This is a genomic window from Piscinibacter gummiphilus, from assembly GCF_032681285.1.
Classification (GTDB): domain Bacteria; phylum Pseudomonadota; class Gammaproteobacteria; order Burkholderiales; family Burkholderiaceae_C; genus Rhizobacter; species Rhizobacter gummiphilus_A.
This window is the reverse complement of sequence record NZ_CP136336.1, coordinates 2,618,277-2,631,913: the sequence shown is the minus strand read 5'-3', so window position 1 is coordinate 2,631,913 and position 13,637 is coordinate 2,618,277. Positions and strand designations below refer to the sequence as shown.

General features: G+C 68.4%; 11 protein-coding genes. 1 reads left to right on the top strand and 10 read right to left on the bottom strand.

Going from position 1 to position 13,637, the window contains the following annotated elements:
* Positions 1–12 precede the first annotated feature (12 nt).
* The 10 genes from RXV79_RS12365 to mltG all read right to left on the bottom strand — a co-directional run bounded on the left by RXV79_RS12365 (position 13) and on the right by mltG (position 12,580).
* A complete protein-coding gene (locus RXV79_RS12365) occupies positions 13–705 on the bottom strand; it encodes a mechanosensitive ion channel family protein (RefSeq protein ID WP_316703719.1) in 693 nt (230 codons plus the stop codon).
* Positions 706–734: 29 nt separating this feature from the next.
* Positions 735–4,115 carry a maltose alpha-D-glucosyltransferase gene (treS, locus tag RXV79_RS12360; protein ID WP_316703717.1) on the bottom strand — a complete coding sequence of 1,127 codons (3,381 nt, stop codon included), beginning with the start codon at positions 4,113–4,115 and terminating at the stop codon, positions 735–737.
* On the bottom strand, positions 4,112–6,157 hold the full coding sequence (locus RXV79_RS12355; RefSeq protein WP_413816683.1) for an alpha-1,4-glucan--maltose-1-phosphate maltosyltransferase: 2,046 nt from the start codon (positions 6,155–6,157) through the stop codon (positions 4,112–4,114). Before RXV79_RS12355 ends, treS begins: the two co-directional genes overlap by 4 nt.
* Positions 6,129–8,042: a 1,4-alpha-glucan branching protein GlgB gene (glgB, locus tag RXV79_RS12350; protein WP_316703714.1), complete on the bottom strand. Its 1,914-nt coding sequence runs from the start codon at positions 8,040–8,042 to the stop codon at positions 6,129–6,131. Before glgB ends, RXV79_RS12355 begins: the two co-directional genes overlap by 29 nt.
* 274 nt (positions 8,043–8,316) lie before the next feature.
* Entirely contained in the window at positions 8,317–8,520 is a 204-nt protein-coding gene (locus RXV79_RS12345; RefSeq protein ID WP_316703713.1) for a hypothetical protein, read from the bottom strand.
* A gap of 210 nt (positions 8,521–8,730) precedes the next feature.
* On the bottom strand, positions 8,731–9,519 hold the full coding sequence (locus RXV79_RS12340; RefSeq protein ID WP_316703712.1) for a TatD family hydrolase: 789 nt from the start codon (positions 9,517–9,519) through the stop codon (positions 8,731–8,733).
* A 28-nt stretch (positions 9,520–9,547) separates the two neighbouring features.
* A complete protein-coding gene (locus RXV79_RS12335) occupies positions 9,548–9,940 on the bottom strand; it encodes a PilZ domain-containing protein (protein WP_316703710.1) in 393 nt (130 codons plus the stop codon).
* Positions 9,937–10,974, bottom strand: coding sequence for a DNA polymerase III subunit delta' (gene holB, locus RXV79_RS12330; protein WP_316703709.1), 1,038 nt, complete (start codon positions 10,972–10,974; stop codon positions 9,937–9,939). Before holB ends, RXV79_RS12335 begins: the two co-directional genes overlap by 4 nt.
* Positions 10,968–11,579, bottom strand: coding sequence for a dTMP kinase (gene tmk / locus RXV79_RS12325; protein WP_316703707.1), 612 nt, complete (start codon positions 11,577–11,579; stop codon positions 10,968–10,970). The genes holB and tmk overlap by 7 nt, the downstream gene beginning before the upstream one ends.
* A complete protein-coding gene (gene mltG, locus RXV79_RS12320; protein ID WP_413816682.1) occupies positions 11,576–12,580 on the bottom strand; it encodes an endolytic transglycosylase MltG in 1,005 nt (334 codons plus the stop codon). Before mltG ends, tmk begins: the two co-directional genes overlap by 4 nt.
* A gap of 63 nt (positions 12,581–12,643) precedes the next feature.
* Here mltG and RXV79_RS12315 point away from each other — a divergent pair, with 63 nt between their 5' ends.
* A complete protein-coding gene (locus RXV79_RS12315; RefSeq protein ID WP_413816681.1) occupies positions 12,644–13,588 on the top strand; it encodes a CAF17-like 4Fe-4S cluster assembly/insertion protein YgfZ in 945 nt (314 codons plus the stop codon).
* The last annotated feature ends 49 nt before the right edge of the window (positions 13,589–13,637 follow it).

Genomic DNA, 13,637 nt, shown 5'->3' with positions numbered 1-13,637 from the left:
TTCTGGTTCTCCTTAGGGAAGGTCGTCGCGGTCGTCGGCCTTGGGCGCGGGCCACCAGCGTTCGAGGTGGGCGGCGGCCCAGCCCTGGCCGCCCAGCCCGAAGGCCAGGGCCAGCGCGAGCACGAGGCCGCCGAGCACGATGAGGAAGGCCCAACTGATGATGTGGCCACCGATGTCGAGCTGATCGAAGGCGATCATCACGACGAAGACGAGGATGGCGTAGCGCGCGAGCACGCCCAGCGCCTGCGCATCGCGGATGCCCACGCCGCGGCAGTAGGTGACGACGGCGTTGGAGACGAAGCGCGCGAAGTAGGCGCCGAAGGCGATGATCAGCACCGCCACGATCACCTTGGGCAGGAAGAGCATCACCTTGCTCAAGAGGTCGGTCACGTGCGCGAGGCCCATGCCGTTGAAGGCGATCACGAGCGCCGCGAAGATCACGAGCCAGTAGACGAGCGCGGCCAGCACCGCGGCGGTGTCGGCCTGCGTCCCGCCGCGCTGGAGAAAGCCATCCATCCCCGAGCGCTCGGTGACGATGTGGAAGTTGATCGCACGCAGGCCGCGCTGCACCGCGAAGCGCGCGGCCTTGGCGAGCAGGAAGCCCACCAGCAGCACCACGATCGCCACTGCCAGGCTGGGCAGGAAGGCTCCCACCTGCACGAGGAAGGCCCGCACGGGCTCCAGCATCACGTCGACTCGGTCCATGGTCGTTTCTCCGTCCGGTGCGTCAGGCATCAGCGGGGCATGAGCCCCAGGATTCCCGCCAGCGGGATCCCCACCCAGTCGGGCCGGTTGTTGAGTTCGTAGCGCAGCTCGTACAGCGCCTTCTCCAGCTCGAAGAGCGCGAGCAGGCCGCGTTGCGAGTCGAAGGATTCATAGAGCGCCCCACCCTGCACCGCCGCCGTGTAGCCGCGAAGGAAGGCGGAACGCGCGGCCGACTCCCACTGCGCCGCGAACGGCACCAGCTGCGCCATCTCGTCGGCCGACGCGGTGATGCTGCGCAGCCCGCCGGCACGGGCGTAGCTGAACGAGCGCAGCATGCCGGCCACGTCGCGCAGCGGCGACTGGCGGGCGCGGCGTTCGTCGAAGCTGCGGCCGGGTTCGCCTTCGAAGTCGATGACCACGAAGTCGTTGCGCACCAGCAGCACCTGGGCGAGGTGGTAGTCGCCGTGGATGCGCGTCTTGAGTGCCCGGCCGATGGGTGCGGCGGCCTGCGAGATGAGGTCGAGCAGGCTGCGCTGTGCGGCCAGCACGGTATTCGCGTCGGCCAGTGTCGCGCCTTCGAGCTGGGGCAGCGCGCGCTCGAGCATCGCGAAGGTCTGCCGCGCCTCGGCCAGCGTCTTGTCGCGCCAGGCCACCACGTCACTCCCGGTGAGCGGCTCGGGCTTGAAGGCCGGGTCGGCGTTGGGCGTGGTGAAGGCCACGTGCAGCTCGCCGGTGCGCCGGCCCAGGGTCTCGGCAAGCGCGAGGTAGGCGCCGTGGGCTTCTTGCGCGCCCGACCAGCCTTCGGGCCCCGCGCCATGGGTGCGTTGCATGTCGAGCGCACGCTGCAGGTATGCGAGCGTGTAGGCCCAGCCATCGCCCTGGTTCGACACATAGGCCTGCAGCAGGCCGAGCGTCATAAGGCCGCCGTCGGTGCCGCGGTACTCGATCACGCCGACGACCGGCACGCAGTGCGGGAAGTTGGCCACCTCGGTGAGGAAGCGCCCGACCTCGAACTCCGGATTCACGCCGGGCCGCACACGGCGGTAACCCTTGAGGAAGAGCCGCTCGCCGAAGGTGACGATGGTGTTGCTGCTCGCGGCCTGCGGGCGGCCGACGGGCAGCTTGTAGAAGTCGGCACCGGCGAGTTCGGTGTAGGCGGTGGTCGGCAGGAAGCGCAGCGTGCCGTTGGCGGTGCGCAGTTCGCGGCGCTGGCCCATGGCCGCGACCACGGCGCGGCAGAAGCGCTCGTCGGCAAAGGCGTCGCCCATCACGCCCACGGCCGCCTGCTGGCGCACTCGGGCAATCGCAGCGGTGCCGAGCATCCGGTAGCGCTCTTCGTCGCCTTCCTGGTTGGCGTCTTCCCAGGCGAGCGACAGCGGCACGAAGTAGGTCGAAGTCTCGGCGGGGCCATCGAGTTCGAGCAGCGGCAGCAGCCAGCCGTCGGAGCGCCCCAGCGCGTCGCGCTCGGCATCGCCCCACACCGCGTGGTCGACGAGTCGCGCGCGCTGCAAGGCCGTGCCCTTGGCGCCATACCAGCGCTGCTGCTCGATGTGGCGCGGCAGCGTGTCGGTCTCGAACTGGGCACGTGTCTTCACCGCCAGGCCGATGCGCCACGGCACCACCTGGTCGCGGAAGATGCTGTTCCAGCCGTCGAAGAGCACCAGCACCGGCCGGTCTTCGGCGGGCAGCATGGGCTGGTGCCAGCTCGGCTCGACCGCATCGGTGCTGAGCTCGAACCAGTAGAAGCCGTGCTTGGGCAGCGTGAGCATGTACGGCAGGTCGCCGATGGGCGGGAAGGCGGTGCGGCCGAGCAGCTCGACGGGCACGCGGCCCTTGAAGGCCGAGAGGTCGAGCTCGGCCGGCTGCGCCGAGCGGGCCATGTTGGCCACGCAGAGGATCACCTCATCTTCGAAGGTGCGCAGGTACGCGAGCACCTTGCGGTTGCCCGGCTTGAGGAAGAGCAGTTCGCCGCGGCCAAAGGCGCGACTCGTGCCGCGCACCGCGAGCATGCGGCGCATCCAGTGCAGGAGAGAAGACGGGTCGCGCAGTTGCGACTCGACGTTGACCGCCTCGTAGCCGTAGATCGCATCCATGATCGGCGGCAGGTAGAGCCGCTGCGGGTCGGCGCGCGAGAAGCCGGCGTTGCGGTCGGGGCTCCACTGCATCGGGGTGCGCACGCCGTTGCGGTCGCCGATGAAGATGTTGTCGCCCATGCCGATCTCGTCGCCGTAATAGACGATGGGCGAGCCGCGCATCGACAGCAGCAGGCTGTTCATCAGCTTGATGCGGTCGATGTCGTTGTCCATCAGCGGCGCGAGGCGCCTTCTGATGCCGAGGTTGATTCGCGCGCGTGGGTCGGCCGCGTAGGTGCCGTACATGTAGTCGCGCTCCTTGCTCGTCACCATCTCGAGCGTGAGCTCGTCGTGGTTGCGCAGGAAGATGGCCCACTGGCAGCTCTGCGGGATCTCGGGCGTCTGCGCCATGATCTCGGTGAGCGGGTAGCGGTCTTCCTGCGCGATGGCCATGTACATGCGCGGCATCAGCGGGAAGTGGTAGGCCATGTGGCACTCGTCGCCCTCGCCGAAATACTCGCGCACGTCTTCGGGCCACTGGTTGGCCTCGGCGAGGAGGAAGCGATTCGGGTAGTTGGCGTCGATGGCCGCCCGCAGCTGCTTGATGATCGCGTGCGTCTCGGGCAGGTTCTCGTTGTTGGTGCCTTCGCGCTCGATCAGGTAGGGAATCGCATCGAGCCGGAAACCATCGACCCCCATGTCGAGCCAGAAGCGCATCACCTTGAAGATGGCCTCGAGCACCCGCGGGTTGTCGAAGTTGAGATCGGGCTGGTGGCTGAAGAAGCGGTGCCAGAAGTAGGCCTTGGCGACCGGGTCCCAGGTCCAGTTCGACGTTTCGGTGTCGGTGAAGATGATGCGGGTGCCGCGGTACTTGTCGTCGGTGTCGCTCCAGACGTAGAAGTCACGCTCGGGCGAGCCGGGCGGTGCCTTGCGCGCAGCCTGGAACCACGGGTGCTGGTCGCTCGTGTGGTTGATGACGAGCTCGGTGATGACCTTCAAGTCGCGCTTGTGCGCCTCGTCGAGCATCTGCTTGAAGTCGTCGAGCGTGCCGTACTGCGGGTTGACGTCGAGGTAGTCGGCGATGTCGTAGCCGTCATCCTTCAGCGGCGACGGGTAGAACGGCATCAGCCAGATGGTGTTGACGCCCAGGTCCTTCACGTAGTCGAGCCGCGAGGTCACGCCCTGGAAGTCGCCCACGCCGTCGCCGTTGCTGTCGACGAACGCCTTGACGTTGAGCTGGTAGATGACGGCGTCCTGGTACCAGAGCGCGGCATTGGTGACCGGCGTGGTCGGCCCTTTCTCAGCGGCACGCAGGTGGGGTGTGTGCGGCGCGTTCATCGTTGAAACGACTCCGAGTCACGCTCGTTGCGCACGCCGCGGCGCAGCCGCATCACATGGGCCTGGCCGGGCTGCAGGATTACGAAGTTGCGGGCACCGCGCCAGATGAAGCTCTGCTGGTTGAGCAGGTCGTCGAGTTCGAAGGCATCACCGGGCTGCGCGAGGCCGAGCCAGGTGGGGTCGAGTTCGACCCAGCCGGATTGCGGGTAACGCACGTCGAGGTTGACGACACACAGGATGAGGTTCTCGCCGTCGTGGGTGCGCTTGGCGTAGGCGAGGAGCTGCTCGTTGTCGGTGGTGAAGAACTCCAGGCCGGCGTTGCTTTGCAAGGCGCGGTTCTCGCGGCGGATGGCGTTGAGACGCGTCATCAGCGGCTGCAGGGTGTCGGGGCGGTTCAGTTCCCAGTGGCGCAACTGGTACTTCTCGGAGTGCAGGTACTCCTCGCTGCCGGCGCTGCGCGGGGTGTTCTCCATCAGCTCGTAGGCCGGGCCGTAGACGCCGTAGTTCGCGCTCAGCGTGGCGGCGAGCACGAGCCGCATCGCAAACGCCGGGCGGCCCTGGCCGTGCAGGTGCTCGGAGAGGATGTCGGGCGTGTTGGGCCAGGCGTTGGGGCGGAAGTAGTGGCGGCCCGGGCCTTGGCTGAGCTCGGTGAAGTACTCGGTAAGCTCTTCGGCGGTGTTGCGCCAGGTGAAGTAGGTGTACGACTGGTTGTAGCCGAGCTTCGCCAGCCGGTGCATCACCTTCGGCCGGGTGAAGGCCTCGGCGAGGAAGAGCACATCGGGGTGCTGCTTGCGGATCTCGCCGATGCACCACTCCCAGAACGCGAAGGCCTTGGTGTGCGGGTTGTCGACGCGGAAGATGCGCACGCCCTCGCCGATCCAGTGGTCGAAGATGCTCTTCAGTTCGAGCCACAGCGCCTGCCAGTCTTCGGTCTCGAAGTTGAAGGGGTAGATGTCCTGGTACTTCTTGGGCGGGTTCTCGGCGTACTGCACCGTGCCGTCGGGCCGCCAGCGGAACCACTGCGGGTGCTGCTTCACGTAAGGGTGATCGGGGGCGCACTGCATCGCGATGTCGAGCGCGATCTCGAGGCCCAGCTCGCTGGCACGCTTCACCAGGCGGCGGAAGTCTTCCGGCGTGCCGAGCGCCGGCAGGATGCTCTTGTGCCCGCCTTCGGCCGCGCCGATGGCCCACGGGCTGCCCACGTCGCCCGGCTCGGTGGTGAGTGCGTTGTTCTTGCCCTTGCGCTTGTCGCGGCCGATGGGGTGGATGGGCGGGAAGTAGACGACGTCGAAGCCCATCTCGGCGATGCGGGGCAGCTGCCTTTCCACATCAGTGAAGCGCCCATGCACGCCCGCTTCCATTGCCGTCGAGCGGGGGAAGAGTTCGTACCAGGCGCTGAAGCCGGCGCGCTCGCGGTCGGCCACCAGCGGCAGCACCTTGCCGGACGACACGCCCAGCGAGCGATCGGGGTAGCGGTCGACCAGCGCGGCCTGCAGCGGGTCGAGCGCCAGGGCCTTCAGCGCCTCGACCTCATGCGGCTCGTTTGCCGGCTTCTTGAGCGCGGCCGAGAAGCGCAGCAGCGCCTCGCGGTCTTCGCCATTCGAGAGATTCACGCGCGCGGCCGCCTGATCGACCAGCTCGGCGCCCACGAGTGCGGCGATGCGGATGTCGTCGGCGTCCACACGCCGCGCGAGCTCGGTGCGCCACGAGCGGAAGTGGTCGACCCAGGCCACCGCCTCGTAGTTGTAGCGGCCCGGCACCGAGGGCGTGAAGCTCGCATGCCACTCGTCGTTCCACTTGAGCGTCATCTCCACTTCCTGCACCGCATGGCCCTCCTGGTGCCACAGCAGCATCACGCGCAGGGCGTCGTGGCCATCGGTGAAGGCGTGCACGGTCACGTGGAAAGGCTGGCCGGCGATGCACTTCGCCGGGAAGCGGCCACCGTCGACACAAGGCAGCACCGCATCGATGACCGCACGCACGCGGCCATCGGGCGGCATGCCTTCCGGCGCCTCAGTCAGTTTCGCGCGGGCCATGGGCATCCAGCTGCAGCACGAGGGTGGACAAAGGCGGCAAGGTCAGGCTCACCGAGCAGGGCCGGCCGTGCCACGGGATGGTCTGCGCGTCAACGCCGCCGAGGTTGCCCCAGCCCGAGCCGCCGTAGTCGGCAGCGTCGCTGTTGAGCACTTCTCGCCAGTGGCCCGGCAGTGGCACGCCGATGCGGTAGCGCTGGCGCGGCAGCGGCGTTAGGTTGCAGACGACGAGCAGCGTGGCGCCCCTCCCCTTCGGCTTGCGCAGGAAGGCGAGCACGCTGGCACCGGCGTCATCGGACACCGCCCACTCGAAGCCCTCATGCGAGAAGTCGACCTCGTACAGCGCCGGATGCTCGCGCAGCAGGCGGTTGAGGTCGCGCACGTAGCGCATCAGGCCCCCATGTTCCGGCTGCTGCGTGACGAACCATTCGAGCTGGCCTTCGTGCGTCCACTCGCGGCGCTGGCCGAATTCGCCGCCCATGAAGAGCAGCTTCTTGCCCGGGTGCGTCCACATGTAGCCGTAGAGCGCTCGCAGGTTGGCGAACTGCTGCCAGGTGTCGCCGGGCATCTTGTTGATCAGCGAGCCCTTGCCGTAGACCACCTCGTCGTGCGAGAGCGGCAGCACGAAGTTCTCGTGGAAGGCGTAGACCAGCGAGAAGGTCAGCTGGCCGTGGTGGTACTTGCGGTGGATGGGGTCGAGCTTGAAGAACGCGAGCGTGTCGTGCATCCAGCCCATGTTCCATTTCATGCCGAAGCCGAGGCCACCCGCCGAGGTGGGCCGCGAGACCTGCGGCCAGGCGGTGGATTCCTCGGCCACGCTCATCGTGTCGGGGTGTTCGCGGTAGACCGCTTCGTTGAGCGTGCGCAGGAAGGTGATGGCCTCGAAGTTCTCGCGCCCGCCGTTGTCGTTGGGCACCCATTCGCCGGCCTTGCGCGCGTAGTCGAGGTAGAGCATCGAGGCCACGGCGTCGACGCGCAGGCCATCGAGGTGGTACTGGTCGAGCCAGAACATCGCCGACGAGAGCAGGAAGCTCCTCACCTCGTTGCGGCCGTAGTTGAAGATGCTCGAGTTCCACTCGGGGTGGAAGCCCTGCCTCGGGTCGGCGTGCTCGTAGAGGTGCGTGCCATCGAAGTACTGCAGGCCGTGCTCGTCGGTCGGGAAATGCGACGGCACCCAGTCGAGGATCACGCCAATGCCGCGCTGGTGCAGGTGGTCCACGAAGTACATGAAATCCTGCGGCGTGCCGTAACGCGCGGTGGGGGCGAAGTAGCCGGTGGTCTGGTAGCCCCAGGAGCCGTAGAACGGGTGCTCGGTGACCGGCATCAGCTCCACGTGGGTGAAGCCGAGTTCGCTCACGTGGTCGGCCACGAGGTGCGCGAGTTCGCGGTAGTTGTAGAACGGCGTCGGCGCCGTCGGGTCGGGCCGGCGCCAGGAGCCGAGGTGCAGCTCGTAGATGCTGACGGGCGCGTCGAGGGCGTTTTTGGCGGCACGGGTGGCCATCCATTCGGCGTCTTGCCAGTCGTGGTCGAGCGACCACAGGCGCGAGGCGGTGGCCGGCGGCAGCTCCGAGACGAGCGCATACGGGTCGGCCTTGTCGACACGGTAGCCGCCGTGGCGCGAGACGATGTGGAACTTGTAGGCCTGGCCGTGGCGCGCAGCGGGCACCCGGCCCTCCCAGATGCCGCTGCTGTCAGGGCGCAGGTGGAGGAAGTCGATGCTGCGGTCCCAGCCGTTCCAGTCGCCGATGACGGAGACCTCGGCCGCATTCGGCGCCCAGACGGCGAAGCGCGCGCCGTCGCCGTCGAGCCGGCCGCCGAGCTTGTCGTACAGGCGGGCGTGGGTGCCCTCCCGGAACAGGTAGACGTCGTGGTCGCCGAGCGTTGCAGCGGCCATCACGCGGCGCCCCCGCAGGCGCATGGGCAGGCAAAGCCGTGCGTCGCCGAGGCAGCTTTGACGGCATGCCTTACCGCTGATGGAGGGGGATTGGGTGTCGCGCCTTGCCTGTGGTGCATGAAGCCCTCACGTCGAGAGTCTTCATGGGCAAGGGCTGTGCCTGCTGCGGCGCGCTCAGGGCGCCGGAGGGAGGAAGGTCCGGCGCCGCGGTACTGCTGGCGGCGCCGGGGGCGCTGCGGGCCAGGACCCGCAGCAGCTCAAACGGGATTCGGTCTCAGTCGGTTTCGAGTTCGTTGTCGATGGCGACGTCGTAGTCGTCCATCGAGAACTCCTTCTTCGCGATCACCGGCTTGTCGAGCGGGCGGCAGATGCGGCGCTGCAGGTGATCGAGACGGGTGGATCGGGCCACGGCTTCCAGCACTTCGGCGGGATTCATCATCAGGGCAAACGGGTTCGACAGGATTTCGGGGGTCGCCATGTTGTGCTCCAGGTAATGCGATGACAGTGGAGCCAATGTAGGCCTCAAGGGGTGAGTGCAGAAAGTCAGGTCGCCACCAGACCGCGGGTCGGAATTTCCCTGACAAGCCTGTCAGGGCGGCGGGGTCGAAGCGACGCCTGGGAATGCGCGAAAACGCTGTGCGGACAAGGGCTTGCGGCCGGATCGCTCGCAAACCCCGTCGTGCTTATTTCACGCGCCCGAGGTGACGTTCGCTTGCAGAAAAAGCCGCTCGAAGTTGCGGCTCGTGTGTTCGCCCACCGCCTCGGGGGTGAGCCCCTTGAGTTCGCCGATCAGCTTGGCCACGAAGGGCACGAACGACGGGTTGTTGGTCTTCCCACGGTGCGGCACCGGCGCGAGGTAGGGGCTGTCGGTCTCGATCAGGCAGCGCTCGATGGGCACGAAGCGCGCAACCTCGCGCAGGTCGGCTGCGTTCTTGAAGGTGAGGATGCCGGAGAACGAGACGTAGAAGCCGAGGTCGAGCGCGGCGCGGGCCACGTCCATCGTTTCGGTGAAGCAGTGGAAGACGCCGTGGTTTCCGCCCTCCTCCTTGAGGATGGCGATGGTGTCGTCGGAGGCGCTGCGCGTGTGGATGACGAGCGGCAGGCCGGTCTGCTTGGAAGCGCGGATGTGGGTGCGGAAGCGTTCGCGCTGCCACTCCATGTCGGCGACGCTGCGGCCATTCAAGCGGTAGTAGTCGAGGCCGGTCTCGCCGATGCCGATCACGCGCGGTTTTGCGGCAAGGGCCAGCAGATCGTCGAGCGAAGGCTCGCGCAGGCCTTCGGTGTCGGGGTGCACGCCGGCGGTGGCCCAGAAGTTGTCGTAGGCCATCGCGAGCGCGTGCACGTCGTCGAATTCTTCGAGCGTGGTGCAGATGCACAGGGCGCGGTCGACCTGTGCGGCGGCCATCGCGGCGCGGATCTCGGGGAGCTTTTCTTTCAGCTCGGGGAAGCTGAGGTGGCAGTGGGAATCGACGTACATCTGCCCATTGTCGGGCCGGCGTGAAACGTCAGATGGTCTGCGTGGGCTTGGCCGACTGGATCGAGGTGCCGAGGATTTCCTCGATCTTGATCTTCAGCACGCGCGTCTTGTCGTCGGACGGAAAGCGCACGCCCACGCCCTGCGTGCGGCCGCCGGACGCGTTGACCGGCGTGATCCAGGCGACCTTGCCGGCCACCGGGTAGCGCTGCGGGTCGTCGGGCAGAGAGAGCAGGAGGTAGATGTCTTCGCCGAGCTTGTACTCGCGTGTGGTCGGTACGAAGAGGCCACCGTCGGTGAAGAGCGGGATGTAGGCGGCGTAGAGCGCGCCCTTCTCGCGGAACACCAGCTGGATGACGCTGGGGCGCGCGCCGGCTGGGGCGTTGCCGGCGGTTCGAACGGGGGCTGAAGGCGCTTCGCTCATCTGGCCGAGTGTACCGAAGGAGGTTTCGCCGCCAAGGGGGACTTCAGTGCCTGCGCGGCCTGCAGCACGAGTGACTCGGCCATCACGGGCATATTCCACGGATGCTCGGCGTGGCGTTGCGCGTCGCGCAGCGCCTTCGACCAGGCCGCAAGGGCCGGCAAGGTGGCGCCGGCGGGCAGCGCGGCCGGCGGGAAGTAGCGCGGCGGTGCACCGCTCGCCACGCACATGGCGTCGTGGCAGAGCTTCTGCAGCGCCTCGATCAGCAGCGGCAGCGGCCAGCCGGCCACGGGTGCGGCTTCGCCACCGGCCACCTGCTTGGGAAAGCGCGTCCAGCTCACCGCGTCGATGCCGTCCTGCACCCAGGCCAGCGCTTCGAGCGGCTGGCCGCCGGCCGCCGCGAGCATCACCTCGGGCTGCGCCACCTTGTGCTGGGCCAGCCAGCCGCTGGCGACGTCGGCGGGCGGAAGACCCAGGGCCACGGCCTGGCAGCGGCTGCGGATGGTGGGCAGGAGTGCGTCGGGCGCCCCGCAGCTGAGCACGAAGCGGGCAACGCCGGGCGGCTCTTCCAGCGTCTTGAGCAGCGTGTTGGCCGAGATGGCGTTCATGCGCTCGGCGGGGTGGATCACCACCACCTTGCCCTGGCCCCGTGCCGATGTGCTCTGCGCGAAGCTCACGGCCGTACGCACGGCTTCGACCTTGATCTCCTTGCTGGGCTTGGCCTTCGACGACTTCTCGTCGTCGCCATCGTCCGCCCCGCCCCAGCCGAGCGACTCGCGCAAGGCCTCGGGCACCAGCACCAGCAGGTCGGGGTGCGAACGCGCCTGCACGAGGTGGCAGCTGGCGCAGGTGCCGCAGGGCATTTGTGCGCCCTCGCCTTCGCACAGCCAGGCCTGCGCCAGGCACAGCGACAGCTCGTACTGCCCGGTGCCCTGCGCCCCGTGCACCAGCAGCGCGTGGCCGCGCTGGGTGCGCAGCGCGTCCTGCAAGGGCTTGCCGAGCCAGGGCAGCGGCAATTGGCCGTCGGCGCCTACCACCCGCGTCGCTCCAGGTGGTCGACCACCTGCGCCCACACCTGCTCGCGCGGCAGCGAGGCGTCGATGCGGGCAAAGCGCTCCGGCGATTGCTCGAAGCGGGTGGCATAGCCTGAGCGCACCCGGTTGAAGAAGGCGGTGTCGAGTTGCTCGAAGCGGTCTGGGGTACGCGCAGCGGCACGCCGCTCGGCTGCGGTCTCGGCCGGCAGGTCGAACCAGATCGTGAGGTCGGGTTGCAGGCCCTGCTGCACCCAGGTTTCGAGCGCGCCGAGCACTCCGGTGTCGAAGCCGCGGCCGGCGCCCTGGTAGGCAAAGGTGGCGTCGGTGAAACGGTCGCAGAGCACGGTGGCGCCTCTGGCGAGCGCGGGGGCGATCACCTGCTGGAGGTGGTCGCGCCGCGCGGCGAAGACGAGCAGCGCCTCGGTGAGCGCGTCCATCGGCGCATGCAGCACCAGCTCGCGCAGCTTCTCGGCGAGCGCGGTGCCGCCGGGCTCGCGCGTCATCACCACTTCACCGCCGCGCTGACGCAGGCGCTCGGCGAGCGCCTCGATGTGCGTGGACTTGCCGGCGCCGTCGATGCCCTCGAAGGTGATGAAGCGCCGGGTCATCGCTTGAGCTGGTACTGGTTCACCGCACGATTGTGCTCGGTGAGCGACTCGCTGAAGTGGCTGGAGCCGTCACCCTTGGCGACGAAGTACAGCGCCTTCGTCTTGTCGGGCCGCACGGTGGCGAGCAGCGAGGCACGCCCCGGCATCGAGATCGGCGTGGGCGGCAGGCCGCCGCGGGTGTAGGTGTTGTACGGGCCGTCGGTCAGCAGGTCGACCTTGCGGAGGTTGCCGTCGAAGCGCTCGCCCAGGCCGTAGATGACGGTCGGATCGGTCTGCAGCGGCATGCCGATGCGCAGGCGGTTGATGAACACACCGGCAACGAGCCCGCGGTCTTTCGCCGCGCCGGTCTCCTTCTCGACGATGGAGGCGAGCTTGAGCAGATCGTCGGGGCTCTTGAGCGGCGTGTCGGCACTGCGCTCGGCCCAGGCGGCGTCGAGCTGGCGCTGCATGGCGCGGTGGGCGCGCTTGAGCACGGCGAGGTCGCTTGCGCCCTTGCTGAACGCGTAGGTGTCGGGGTAGAAGCGGCCCTCGGCGCGCAGGTCGGGCGAGCCGATGGCGGCCATCAGCTCGGCTTCGGTCATCGCGGCGGTGGTCTGCTTGAGGTCGGGCGCCTTGGCCAGCTCGGCGCGGAACTGGCGGAAGGTCCAGCCTTCGATCAGGCGGACGGTGGCCATGACCTCGTCGCCCTTGACCATCTTGTCGAGCAGCGTGCGCGGCGTGACGCCGGTGCCGACCTGGTAGCTGCCCGCGCGGATCTTGCGCGCCTGGCCCGACCAGCGAAACCATTCGTAAAGCAGCCGCGCATCGGTCTGCACGCCGGCCTGCACCCAGGCCTGGGCCGCCTCGCGTGGCGAGGTCTTGGGCTCGATGGAGACTTCGATCGACGGGTTGGCCAGCGGCAGCGGTTGCTCGAGCCACCAATAGGCCGCACCTGCCACGGCACCCGCGGCCAGCAGCAGCACGAGCACCAGCAGCCAGAAAAGTCGCTTCAGGAATCTCACGAGCGGCCCGCTCCGCCGTCGTGGCGCATCACACCCGACATCACACCTACAAGCACTGGGATCATGGCGGCTGATGATAATCGCCGCATGACGACCTCTCTCTCACTGGACGGCGCGGCGCCGCTGCCGCACTGGGGCCTGATCCGCGCGCAAGGCGACGACGCCGCAAGCTTCCTGCACGGCCAGCTCACCAACGACTTCTCGCAGCTCGGCACCGCCGAAGCGCGCCTGGCCGGCTACTGCTCCGCCAAGGGCCGACTGCTCGCAAGCTTCATCGGCTGGAAGCGCAGCGCCGACGACATCCTGCTCGCCTGCAGCGCCGACCTGCTGGCCACCACGCAGAAGCGCCTGTCGATGTTCGTGCTGCGAGCCAAGTGCAAGCTGAGCGATGCCTCGGGCCAGTGGCGCCTGCTCGGCCTTGCCGGCCCCTCGGCCGACGCCTTCCTCGGCGCGGCCGCGCCCACGCAGGTGTGGGGCAAGAGCGTGCACGGTGGCGCCGACGTCGTGCGCCTGCCCGATGTGGAGGGCGCACGCCGCTATTTGTGGGCCGCGCCGCTCGACGTGCCCTCCCCTGCGCTCCCGACGCTCGACGAGGCCGCATGGCGCCTGGGCGAAGTGAAGAGCGGCGTGGCCCGCATCGAAGCCGCCACCGTCGACCAGTTCGTGCCTCAGATGCTCAACTACGAAGTGCTGGGAGGCGTGGACTTCCAGAAAGGCTGCTACCCGGGCCAGGAGGTGGTCGCGCGCAGCCAGTACCGCGGCACGATCAAGCGGCGCAGTTTCCTCTTCAGCGGCCCGGCCGAGCTGAAGGCCGGGCAGGAGGTTTTCCACGACGCCGACCCGTCGCAGCCGGCCGGTCTGGTGGTGAACGCGGCGTCCCGGCTGGCGCTTGTCGAGCTCAAGCTTGCGGCGCTGGACGGCGGCACGGTGCACGCGGGTGCGGCCGACGGGCCGGCCCTGATTCGTGAGGAATTGCCGTACTTGTTGCCGTCGGCCGAAACGGCCTGACACAACGCGCTGCGCCAGCGCGGCAACAGTTCACGGCGCTGCTCGGCGG

Coding starts and splice junctions, on each gene's coding strand:
- RXV79_RS12365 (WP_316703719.1), bottom strand. CDS start 705: ATGGACCGAGTCGACGTGATGCTGGAGCCCGTGCGGGCCTTCCTCGTG.
- treS (WP_316703717.1), bottom strand. CDS start 4,115: ATGAACGCGCCGCACACACCCCACCTGCGTGCCGCTGAGAAAGGGCCG.
- RXV79_RS12355 (WP_413816683.1), bottom strand. CDS start 6,157: ATGCCCATGGCCCGCGCGAAACTGACTGAGGCGCCGGAAGGCATGCCG.
- glgB (WP_316703714.1), bottom strand. CDS start 8,042: ATGGCCGCTGCAACGCTCGGCGACCACGACGTCTACCTGTTCCGGGAG.
- RXV79_RS12345 (WP_316703713.1), bottom strand. CDS start 8,520: ATGGCGACCCCCGAAATCCTGTCGAACCCGTTTGCCCTGATGATGAAT.
- RXV79_RS12340 (WP_316703712.1), bottom strand. CDS start 9,519: ATGTACGTCGATTCCCACTGCCACCTCAGCTTCCCCGAGCTGAAAGAA.
- RXV79_RS12335 (WP_316703710.1), bottom strand. CDS start 9,940: ATGAGCGAAGCGCCTTCAGCCCCCGTTCGAACCGCCGGCAACGCCCCA.
- tmk (WP_316703707.1), bottom strand. CDS start 11,579: ATGACCCGGCGCTTCATCACCTTCGAGGGCATCGACGGCGCCGGCAAG.
- RXV79_RS12315 (WP_413816681.1), top strand. CDS start 12,644: ATGGCGGCTGATGATAATCGCCGCATGACGACCTCTCTCTCACTGGAC.